Origin of the sequence: Rubneribacter badeniensis, from assembly GCF_002899695.1 — a bacterium.
GTDB lineage: Bacteria > Actinomycetota > Coriobacteriia > Coriobacteriales > Eggerthellaceae > Rubneribacter > Rubneribacter badeniensis.
The window spans coordinates 1-10803 of the sequence record NZ_PPEL01000098.1 but is presented as its reverse complement, the minus strand read 5'-3'; the positions used below and the strand labels follow the sequence as shown (position 1 = coordinate 10803).

Annotated in this window: 6 protein-coding genes; 2 read left to right on the top strand and 4 right to left on the bottom strand. The window is 65.6% G+C overall.

What is annotated here, in order from left to right; genetic code table 11:
• Nucleotides 1-546 precede the first annotated feature (546 nt).
• Entirely contained in the window at nt 547-2193 is a 1647-nt protein-coding gene (locus C2L80_RS11915; RefSeq protein WP_103263269.1) for an FAD-dependent oxidoreductase, read from the top strand.
• A gap of 509 nt (nt 2194-2702) precedes the next feature.
• A complete protein-coding gene (locus C2L80_RS11905) occupies nt 2703-4610 on the top strand; it encodes an ABC1 kinase family protein (RefSeq protein WP_239938970.1) in 1908 nt (635 codons plus the stop codon).
• 17 nt (nt 4611-4627) lie between these two features.
• Here C2L80_RS11905 and C2L80_RS11900 read toward each other — a convergent pair whose 3' ends face one another.
• From C2L80_RS11900 to C2L80_RS11885, 4 genes are all read right to left on the bottom strand, one after another.
• Nucleotides 4628-5836, bottom strand: coding sequence for a Fic family protein (locus C2L80_RS11900; RefSeq protein ID WP_087198636.1), 1209 nt, complete (start codon nt 5834-5836; stop codon nt 4628-4630).
• A 579-nt stretch (nt 5837-6415) separates the two neighbouring features.
• Nucleotides 6416-7084: a TVP38/TMEM64 family protein gene (locus tag C2L80_RS11895; RefSeq protein ID WP_239938968.1), complete on the bottom strand. Its 669-nt coding sequence runs from the start codon at nt 7082-7084 to the stop codon at nt 6416-6418.
• Between the two features lie 819 nt (nt 7085-7903).
• The gene (locus C2L80_RS11890; RefSeq protein ID WP_239938966.1) at nt 7904-9874 is read right to left on the bottom strand and encodes a sensor histidine kinase; all 1971 of its coding nucleotides are present in this window, start codon (nt 9872-9874) and stop codon (nt 7904-7906) included.
• Nucleotides 9862-10560, bottom strand: a complete 699-nt coding sequence (locus C2L80_RS11885) for a response regulator transcription factor (protein ID WP_087198637.1) — start codon at nt 10558-10560, stop codon at nt 9862-9864. Before C2L80_RS11885 ends, C2L80_RS11890 begins: the two co-directional genes overlap by 13 nt.
• Between the last annotated feature and the right edge of the window lie 243 nt (nt 10561-10803).

Below are 10803 nucleotides of genomic sequence, written 5' to 3'. Positions count from 1 at the left end.
GGGGGGGGGGGGGGAGGGAAGGGCTGCGACAGCAAGGGCGGCGCGGGTGGCGGCCATGTGGGAGCGGGAATGACGGCGACGGGAGGAGGTGGCGGCGCTGGCGAAGGCTGCGGGCTTTGTTGGAAAAGGGGTTGCCAAGGCGAATTGGAACCGTCGTGGGGGCGAGGGCGGGAGCGCGGCCAGTTCTGCAAGCGCCGACGCAGAGGCGGGTTTGAGCTGATGTGGGAAGCGCTGCGTTTGCGGAAGCTAGGGGTGAGGTTGGGGGTGAGCGGGCAATTCACCCCTTGCTGCGGGGGTTCACCCGCGACAAGGAGCGCGCAACAGGGCATGATGGCACCGAAGGGTCGAAGGCCGACGCGCGCGGAGGGTGACAGGACACGGCAGGTCTTTTGGGGATGTGACATTATCCCCGTCCCTCTGTCACCTGATGGTACCGGAAGATCGAAGACCGATGCGCGCGGAACGTGGCCGACGTGCGCAAGACGTGGTCGACGCGCGCAGGCGCATCGCCTTCGGCATGTTGGAGTTCTACGGAGGGAGTTCATCATGGAGAACATTGAGAAGGGTCTTTCCCGTCGCACGTTTCTGGCGTTTGGCGGCGTCGCTGCGCTCGGCGGCGCAGCCGCGCTCGCGGGGTGCGCGCCTCAGTCCGCTTCCAGCGCCGACAAGGCCGCTGCCGATTCCGACGCCAACGAGGCTGCGACGATGAAGACTGCCGACGAGACGCGGGAGTGCGACATCGTCGTCGTGGGCGCGGGCGGCGCGGGTTTGTGGGCCGCGGTCGAGGCCGTGCGCGCGGGCAAGAGCGTCATCGTCGTCGAGAAGGGCGGCAACGTCGGCGTGGGCAACGGAGCGTTGGCGGGCGGCCCGTTCATGGTGGGCTCGAAGCTGCAGCAGGAAGCCGGCGTCGACTTCACCGTGGAAGAGGCGTTCACTCACATCATGGAGTACGCGCACTGGTCCACGAACGCGGCGGCCATCAAGGCGGCGGTGGAGATCTCCGGCGAGACGGTTGACCAGTTCACCGACGTGTTCGGCGTGCCCACCGGCCTGCGCCCCGACAACTACGGCGCCGGCCACGCGTCTGTGCGCGCCAACTTCCAGGGCGACACCGAGGCTCAGGTGAAGGGCGAGGAGCGCATGAAGCCGCTGCAGGAGTTCGTCGAGGCAGAAGGCGGCGAGTTTTTGTTCAACACCGCTGGCAAGCGCCTCATCATGGAAGACGGCGCGTGCGTGGGCGTGCAATGCGAGGGCGACGCGGTCATCGACGTCAGGGCGAAGCAGACCATCGTCGCGACGGGCGGTTTCTTGGGCAACGTCGAGATGATGAAGGAGAAGTTCGGCACGTTCGTGAACCCGCTCGGCAGCGTGCTGTCCACCGGCGAGGGCATCGACATGGTGCAGGCCGCAGGTGGCCAGCTGTCCACGCAGTGGGGCATTGCGGGCAACGAGTTCACCGGCTCCAACCAGCTGGCCTCGGGCTTGTACGAGCGCAACAACGCTGCGTTCACCATCGGCATTTACGGCACCCTGCTGGTGAACAACCAAGGCCGTCGCTTCAGCAACGAGGGCAAGTTCGCGAACCTGCCGTTGGCTTTGGGCGGGGCCATCTCGCTGGTGGGCGGGAAGTACTACGCCGTGGTCGACCAGGCGTACATCGACGGGCTTGCGTCGGGGACGGATGCGTGGACGCTGTGCGGCGCCGACGCCGAGAACTGGCGCACCGGCATGATGACCCTCAAGGACAAGCCCCTCGAGAAGGTGGAAGAGGGCCTCGAGGCGGGTCAGAGCGAGGGCTGGGTGTTCAAGGCCGACAGCATCGAGGAGCTTGCCGAGGCCATCGACGCGCCCGCGCTCGTCGAGACGGTCGAGACGTACAACGCCGCATGCGCTGCGGGCAAAGACGAGCAGTTCTACAAGCCGGCCTGCTTCCTGCAGCCCATCGCGACCGGCCCGTTCTACGCGATGCAGTACGAGCCGAGCGCGTGGGTGACCATCGGCGGCATCCGCACGAACGACCGCCTGCAGGCCATCGACGGGGACGGGCTGCCCATCGCCGGACTGTACGTGGCCGGTGCGGACAACGGCACGCTCATGAGCGCTCCGTACTGCGATTACGAGGGCTATTCGCTCATGTGCGCTTACTGCGGCGGCCGTTTGGCCGGGCAGTACGCCGCCGAAGCCATCGGGTAGCGTCTGCCGGTCAGGATAATCGCGCTCCGAAACTCGGCGAGTACGGGTTCGTGTCGTCTTGATTCAACAGAGAGGCGCATTGCTTATTCCGAAGACGCGCGGGGCTTCCTCCCCTCCCTGTGCCCCGCGTTGTTCCTTCTGTTCGCCGCCCTCCGGCCTTGTGGCCGGAGGGCGACCGTACGCATAGGAGCCGTTATGGAAAGATGGGGCGTGGGTGTTTGGTTGACGGTGGCGGGAGGGGTCTGCATCCCTGAATGATGCGCCTGCCCGCTTTTCATGCTCGGCCATTCGGCGTCGATCGTTCGACTTGCTACGGCATGCCGGAGTTTCTATTTAGAAGCTTCGATGCAGCCGATGCGAAGTGCTTGAAATCCGCAGCTGTTTTACGGCCCGTTTTCCAGCCGATGACCGCTGGGCGGCGAAAGCGCGGAGAGCGGCGCGGCGGTGCTACGCTCGGGCATCGGCCCTGGTTTTCGGCGCGGTCGATCATGCGAGGCGAGGAGGTGGGCATGCCCACGTTGAAAGAGGTGGCGCAGGTGGCCGTGGAGGCACGGCGCGACAAGGGCGCCGGCTCGGGTCGGCGTCTGCGAGAGATCGAGCGCATCCTCAGGCGACATCGCGTGTTCAAGGGCCTTTCTCCTGACGAAGCCACGAGCCTTCTGGAAGATCTGGGCCCTACGTTCGTGAAGATGGGGCAGATCGCGGCGAATCGCAGCGACGTCATCCCGCCTGCATATGCCGAGGCGTTCAAGCGTCTGCGCGCCGATGTGCCGCCTCTGCCGTACGAGGAGGTAGTGGCCGTCATCGAGTCGGCGTTCGGGCATCCGTGGCGCGAGACGTTCTCGTGCATCGAGCGGAAACCACTCGGGTCGGCGTCTATCGCGCAGGTGCACCGTGCACGCATCGCGTCATGCGCTGCGGTTGCCGATGCCTTTGCGGGCGTCCCGGACGATCGCTCCACCGCTCCTGCTGCCGATGCGCGCGATTCCTTCGCGGACGTGCGCGCTCCACACGCCGACGCCTTCGCAGGTGCCCGCGCTTCGCGCGTCGCCGACGTCCCCGCAGGTGCCCGCGCTCCGCGCGCAGCCGACGCCCCTGCAGGAACTTCTTCTCCACGCGCTGGGGTTGCCGCTGCCGCCGCACGCGCCTCCTCCTTCCCGTCGGCTGGCGCGTGGGTGGCGGTGAAGGTGCGCCGTCCGCACGTGGTGGAGCAGATGACGCAGGATCTTGCGCTCATCCGCCAAGCCGTGGCGCTCGTCGGCCTCACGCGCGCCACGGACGGCATCAAGCTCTCGCTGGCCGACCTGGTGACGGAGTTGGAGCGCACGACCCGTCAGGAGCTGGACTTTCGCGTGGAGCTGCGCAACCTCGAGCGGTTCCGGGCGCTTCTGGCCGATCAGCCCGGCATCGAAAGCCCGCGGCCCTACCCGCTTCTCAGCACCGATGACGTGCTGGTCATGGATTTCGTCGAAGGCCCTATGGTCAACGACGTGGCCGCCCTGCGCGCTCGCGGCCTCGATTCGCGGGCGCTGGGGCACCGACTGGCCGAGAGCTACGTCACGCAGATCGTGGACAACGGGTTCTTCCACGCCGACCCGCATCCGGGCAACATCCTCGTGAACGGCGGCGACATCGTGTGGATCGACCTGGGGATGGTGGGCGAGCTGACGGCGATGGAGCGCGGCTTGGTGGGCCGGATGCTGCGTGCCGCCGCCGAGAACGACCCGTACGCGCTCATGCAGGCCCTGCTGGCCGCCGCGCGCGACGGTGGCGAAGTCGATCACGGGCGGCTGCTCGACCGCCTTGGCCGGCTGCTGGCCTCGTACGCCACGGTGAACCTGGCTGAGATCGACGTGGGCCGGGCGCTCATGGACGTGTTCGACGTGCTGCGCACGCAGAACCTGGCCATGCCGCCGTCGTTCACGCTGCTCGCGCGCGGCATGGTGACCATCGAGGGCGTGCTGGTGGACATCGCGCCCGACGCAAGCGTGATCGGCATCATCGCCGACCACCTGAAGCGCCGCGAACGCACGGCGAATGCGCTGGAAGCGAAGGCGCGCGAGGCGTTTTCCACGGCGCTGACCTCGTTCGATGCGACCTTGCGCTTGCCCACCCAGGCGTCGCACACGCTGGACATGGTGAACCGAGGCCAGGTGAGCGTGGGAGCCGATCTGCATATGCCCACCGACGCCCTCGCCGCGCTCTACTCGGTGAGCGGCACGGTGGCCATGGCGCTCATCTCCGCGGGCCTGTTCGTGGGCTCCAGCCTGCTTGCCCAGACGAACATGCATCCGCAGTTCCTTGGCGTGCCGTTCCTCGCTGTGTTCGGGTATCTGGGCGCGTTCGTGCTGGCCGCTTACGTGGTCTGGCGCAACCTCCTCATCCGTCACCGCCAAAAGAACGCGGAGAGGTTGTAGGGCATCCGACGTGCCGTTCACTCGTTGGCGATGCGTTCCAAGGCGTCGAGGTCCATCCGGTAATAGGTTCTCCGACCGACGTTGCGAACGATGAGCACGCCGCGCTCTTTGAACGGAGCGAGCCTCTTGTACACCGTTTGGCGCGATGCGTCGAGGGCGCTGGTGAGTTCTTTCATAGTGATGCCCTCGAATGCGAACAGTGCGGCTGTCACCAGTATGAAGCCGACTTTCCTGATGGTTTCGTCCGGTGCGAAAACGCGCTCTACCAGCTCTTCTCCCTGCTGCAACATAGCTCGCAGCTCGCTGAGCGAGTCGCGCATGCTTTCCATGGCAGATACGATGATGTCCGAGAAAGCCATGACGAACGGGGTGAGATCGCCTTTGTTCAAGGGGTGCTCGCACACGGTGTAGCCTTTGTAATACTGCTGGATGTGCTGCTTGATGGTGCGGGAGAGCTTGAACCCCACGAGCGGCTCGAATTTCGTCGACAGGACGTAGCTGCTGATAAACCTGTTCGTTCTGCCGTTTCCGTCGTAGAAGGGGTGGATGTACCCGAACAGGAAATGGAAAAGCGATATGCGCGCGAGAGGCTCGATGTCCGTGTTGTTCAGAAGGTCGAGCGCCGTTTGGAGAGAGCGGACGATCTTTGATTCCGGCTCCACTCCTTGGTGGATGGAGATTCCGCTCGCATCGCACACTGATACGGGCCCTTCCCTGAAAAGGGTTCCGTCAGGGGCATTGTTTGGGTTGCCGCGGATGACTTCGTCCAAAACCAGGTCGTCGTATATGCTTCGCACGTCCTCGCACGTGAGGATGGGGATGGCTTCTCTCCGGCTCAGCATTCGGTATTTCTGAACGAGCCCGTGGAACCGCCCGTGTTTGTCGTTTTTCTCCAGACGTTCGAGCGCGTCCCCGATCTCGCGGCGCGTGGATTGCACGCCTTCGATTTCGTTGGTGATGACGATCTCATCGATGAGGTTCGATTCTTGGTAGCTTTCGATGGCTTTGCCGGGCAGGGAGAGGCAGAGTTGGTAGAGTTCTTTGTCGAGCCTTGCGGCGGCGAGCTCAGCTTGATAGATCTCGGGCGTCATGACGAAGAACGCAGGGCTTCCGGACACGTCGAAGCCGATCTTGCGCGTTTGAGGGGAGTTGAATCTGGCTGCGTACTCGCTGTCGTATGCTTGCGGGTTGCTGTGAAATATCTTTCTCAGATCGCGGTACGTCATAGGTCGTCCTTTTAACTCTTGTGCGGAGAAGTGCTTTTATTGAGTTAAAAGTATACTTCATTTTTAACTCAATATGCCATTCCGAGGGCGAATGGGTAAAAAAGAAGCCAGGATAGAGGATGTGCGCTGTGGCCGGCCTTTGGGTTGGCTGCGCGGTGATTGTTGGATGTCTGCTCTCGACGATACGAGGGGGCATGTGGACGGACCGATGATGCCGTTGTCGATGCGCTTTCGGAGATCACCCGGCGAATCGGCCTTTTCGCGAGCGAGGTGATCCGCGGCGCTCTTTCGGTGGCGAAGAGTGTGCGAACGAATGTTTCACGTGAAACATTCGCGCTCTATCAGGTAATACGGGCGTGCGCAGCCCGCTTTTGCGCGGCGTTGCGACGGACGGCTTGTCGGGCGGTGCGACACGCGAAAGACGGGCCGACGGTGGGGGCGTTGGTCATCTTGCGCTCGACGTTTCCGGCGAAGGGGTTGGCGAAGCTGGGCATAGGGACCCCCTCTTTCCTTAGCGGTCTGCGATCTTTCCGATATTCTCACCGCATGCCCTTTGCCCCGTTTCCCGCGCGAAGGGTTTTATTGATAGTCATTCTCAATAAATATATGTTTGCTAGAAAGTTTTCGGTAGGCGATCACGCCGATGCCCGCCAGCGCCACGGTGAGCGCAGCCACCGCTGCCGCGCCCAGATAGTTGCCGTCGCCGAACGCGCCCGCTGCCAGCGTGGAGGACACGATGGAGGGGATGCGGCCTACGGTGGTGAGGGCCACGATGCGCACAACGGGGCTTTTTCCGAGGCCCGCCACGTACGTGAGCAGGTCTTTCGGTGTGCCGGGGATGAGGAAGCAGAGGAACAGCAGCAGCTCGAAGCGCCGCGCGTCGCGCAGCCAGCGCATCGAGGCGATCTTCTCCGGCGGGAAGAACAGCGCCACGATCCTCAAGCCGAACGTGCGCACGAGCGCCATGACCGCTGCCGTTCCGAGCGCGCTGGCCACAAGGCACCACAGCGTGCCTTCAAGGGCGCCGAACGCGTAGCCAGCGGCCAGCTCGAGCGGCTCGCCGGGCAAGAACGCGATCACGATCTGGGCCATGTTCGCCATGACGAACGCGATGCGGCTAAGCGCTCCGGCCTCGTCCACCCAAGCGCGGAAGCGCGGCGCATCGGCCACGAACGCGAGCAGTTCCGGGCCGTACGAAGCCCAGAGTGCGACGATGCCCGCGCACAAAGCGGCGAATCCGGCGATCACCACGGCTCTTTTTCGTCTGAGGATACGACGTTTCTCCTGATAGGAAGCTGGTGTTTCACGTGAAACACCAGCGCTGGCTTCCGAGGGGCGCTTGCGTGTCCCGTCCTGCGTCCGTGCGCCGTCTCCTGATCGGTTCGCGTCTCGTGCGTGTGGCATCGAGCTTGCTGCTCGCGGCGCGTCCGCTTCCTGCTCTGCGCTCGCCGCGCCTGTCGTGTGTGCCGCGGCGCGATCCGGGGCGGCGGCGTGGTCTTGCGCCGTCTTCCGATGGCGCGACGCTGGCATCGAGCATTGTTCAACCTGTTCAAAGGCGAATGTTTCACGTGAAACATCCACGGCGCTCTCTGCTGTGTGGGTTGGGCGCGCCGACTGGGGCGAGGCGTTGCCAGTTCCGAGGTACCGTGCCGACTGGAACGGAGCATTGCTAGCAAGGCGCTCTGCCGACTGAAATGGAGCGTTGCTAGCAAGGCATTCCGCTGGCTGGGGCGAGGCGTCGCCGGCAAGGCGCTCTTCCGACAGGGCGCGGCCCTTCGCCAGCGGACTCTTCTCCGGTTCGTTCTTCGTCGGAATGGCTTTGCGCTCCGACGTCCCGAAAGGGCTTGGGGTGCTATCTCGCCCCGGTGACCCGCCGTCTCCGGGCGCGACATTCTGCCCGCGCGCCGCGCTGCAGGCAGAGGGGGCTTCGCTCTGCGGCGCGGAGCGGCGATCATGATCGCCGGCGAGGGCGGCGGCTTCGGCGGGGACGGTGTTCATGGCGGGTGCTCCGTTTCTCGATTCGTCGTGTGTGCGATTCGATGGTACGGGGCAGATGTCTACGCGCGATCAACTCCCGGCGCATTCGTCGGGCGCATCCATCGCGAATCGGGCGACAACGCGCGCGCCGCCTTCGGGACGGTTCGCAAGCGAAAGCGAACCGCCGTGGCGCTCGCACAGAAGCGAGGCGATGTTGAGCCCCAGGCCGAAATGGCTCTCCGAAGGCGTCTCGCTGAAGAACGGCGCGCAGCCATGCTCAAGCGCGTTGGCCGAGAAGCCGGGGCCGTCGTCGTCCATCGTCAGGACGAGCGCCCCGTCGCGCACGTCGAGCCGCGCGTCCGCGCGTGTGCGGGCGAAGCGAAGCGCGTTGCCGATAAGGTTCTCCGCAACCTCGTCCACGATGGCGCGGTCGACGCGCAGCGGCGGGCGAGCGACGTCGCACGCGGGGCTGACGGACAGCGCGAACCGCTTGCCCGCAACGGCTGCCAGCGAGCGTCCGATGTCGTCGATCCCTGTTGCCACCGCGTCGAACGTCTGCCGCTCGGGCACGGCAGCGCGGTCCTCCAGCTTCTGCAGCCCGCTCATGGCTTCGACGTAGCGCTCAAGGCGTTCCACCTGTCGTGCGAGCGCCGCCGCCGACGCCTCCAGCTGTTCGGGCGCGGCGTCGCCGGCTTGCAGGCGCGCGCCCAAAAGCTCCACTTTCCCCTTCAGCACGGTGAGCGGCGTGCGCAGGTCGTGCGCGAACGCGGCGTTGAGGCGGCGGCGCTCCTCAGCCGTGCGCCACAGCGCGCGCTGCGACGCGGCCAGCGACGCGCGCATCGTCTCGAACGAGGAGGCCAGGTGCCCTAACTCGTCGTCGCGGTCGTGTTCCACGTGGAAATCGAGGTCGCGGTCGGCGATCTTCGACGCCGCCTCGTCGAGCGTGGAAAGTCCCGGCTCAAGCCGCGTGCGGAAGAACCGCCGGGCCGCCGCGAAGATGCACACCCCGAACCACAAGGGAAACATGGCGAACGAGAGCAGACCGAACAGCGCGGAGAGCGCCGCCGCGCTCGGGCTGGGAGACGAAGAGAGGTAGTAGCCGACCGGCGAGACGGGCATGCGGTCGCCCGGCGCGTCTGAGCCGGCGGCCGCGGGCGACCCGTCGGATGCGTCCTGCGCAGTTGCTGCCCCCGACCCGGCGGCTGCGTCCGATTCGTCGCGCGCAGCCCGCTCGGTTGCCGCTCCCGATTCGTCGCGCGCGTCCGACCCATCGCGCGCGTCCGACCCGCTCGCAGTTCCTTCCTCGTTGAGCGCGTCGTCGGCCGCGAACGCGGCCAAGGGGCTTTCGGGATGCTCGGCTATCCATGCGGCGAACAGGGCGCGCGCATGGGCGTCGTAGGCGGCAAGGTCGTCGATGGGCAGCGTGCCGTCCTCGTTCAGATACGCCTCCAGCTCATCGTGCCCTTCGAGGTACACTTCAAATGCGCCGGTTTCCGAGGCGTCCGCGTTGCCCGCCCCGTCTTCTGCGTCGTTCGCGCTGTCTTCGTCCCCCGCGCCGTCGTTCTCGTCTGCGGTCTTGTTGCCGGCCGTGCCGTCGCTGGCATTTTCGTCGCCGGTCGTGTCGATAAGCTGGTACTCGTAGGGATAGGAGCTTGCGTCGAAGATGCGGGCGCTTGCCCCCAAGAGGCGTGGGTCAAGCGGTTCGCGTCCATCGTAAGAAACCTGGACGAACAGCTCTGCGCCCCGGCCGTCGAGGCTTATGCTGCGCGCTGGATGCAGCATCCCGTCGTCGGCGTCGTACACGAACAGCCCCGAAGCTTCCCTCTCGTCTTGGGTCACGCGGCTTTGCAGACCGCCGAACAGCGAGGCCGTCGCGGAGGACAGCGCAAGCGCCGCCACCAGAAACCCCAGCATGTACACCATGAACGACGTTTTGAGCGACGCGTTGCGCCAGCGCTCTCTCAGACGGGCGAAGCGCCGCTGCGATCCTGCCCGCGCGCTCGCGCCCGCCTCCTCCTGCGGACGGCCGCCCTTTCGCGTCTCGTTCGTCAGGCGCGCCACTTGTATCCCATGCCCCAGATCGTCTCGATGGGATCGTGCGCAAGGCCCGCGGCGGCCAGTTTCTTGCGGATGCGCCGGATGTGCTCGGTCACCACCTGCGGGTCGCTCTCGTTCTCCCATCCTCCCACGCGCTCGTGGATGCGTTCGCGCTCGAACACCTGGCCCGCATGCTTCGCGAGGAACGCCGCGATGTCGAACTCGCGGCGCGTCAGTTCCACGGGGGTTCCCGCCACCTGCACGGTGCGCGCCCGATAGTCGATGACGAGGTCGCCGTCGAAGCGCACCTCGGCCTTCGCTTGGTGGCGGCTCTCGCGCGCGAGGTGCGCCCGCACGCGCGCGCCCAGCACGGCGAGCGAGAACGGTTTGAGCACGTAGTCGTCCGCACCGGCCTCGAAGCCCTCGAGCGCGTCGACGTCCTCCACGCGCGCGGTGAGGAACACGATGGGGCAAGAGAGGTGCTCGCGCAGTCGCCGGCACACGGCGTAGCCGTCCATGAAGGGCATGCCCACGTCCAGCACGATGAGGTCGGGGCTGTGCTCGGCGCGCTTGAGGGCCGTTTCGCCATCGAGCGCGGTGAGCACGCGAAAGCCCTGGCTGGAGAAGTACTCTTCTAGCAACGAGACGATATCGGGCTCGTCGTCCACGACGAGGATGGTGCCCTGCGAAGGGCGCGCGTTTTGCTCCATTGCCTTCCCTTGCTGTTCTGCCGCGCAGGATATTCCTGCGATGCGGGTCGTGTGGTGCGGCTTGCACGGTGCGAGCGGGAAGTCTACCACGAGAATGTCAAGAAACGATCAACGACCTACGCGGCAAAGGCGCGGTTTGGGGGCGGGTTGGCGGGGATGCGGCAGCATGGCAGTGGGTGGGCAGTGTGACAAAAGGACGGGGATAATGTCACATGCGGGGAGGCTCGCCTCGGGGCTGGGGCG

Bases quoted from the DNA above. Each gene is read 5' to 3' on its own strand.
- C2L80_RS11885 (WP_087198637.1), bottom strand. From the start codon at position 10,560: ATGGAGCAAAACGCGCGCCCTTCGCAGGGCACCATCCTCGTCGTGGAC.
- C2L80_RS11900 (WP_087198636.1), bottom strand. From the start codon at position 5,836: ATGACGTACCGCGATCTGAGAAAGATATTTCACAGCAACCCGCAAGCA.
- C2L80_RS11915 (WP_103263269.1), top strand. From the start codon at position 547: ATGGAGAACATTGAGAAGGGTCTTTCCCGTCGCACGTTTCTGGCGTTT.
- C2L80_RS11905 (WP_239938970.1), top strand. From the start codon at position 2,703: ATGCCCACGTTGAAAGAGGTGGCGCAGGTGGCCGTGGAGGCACGGCGC.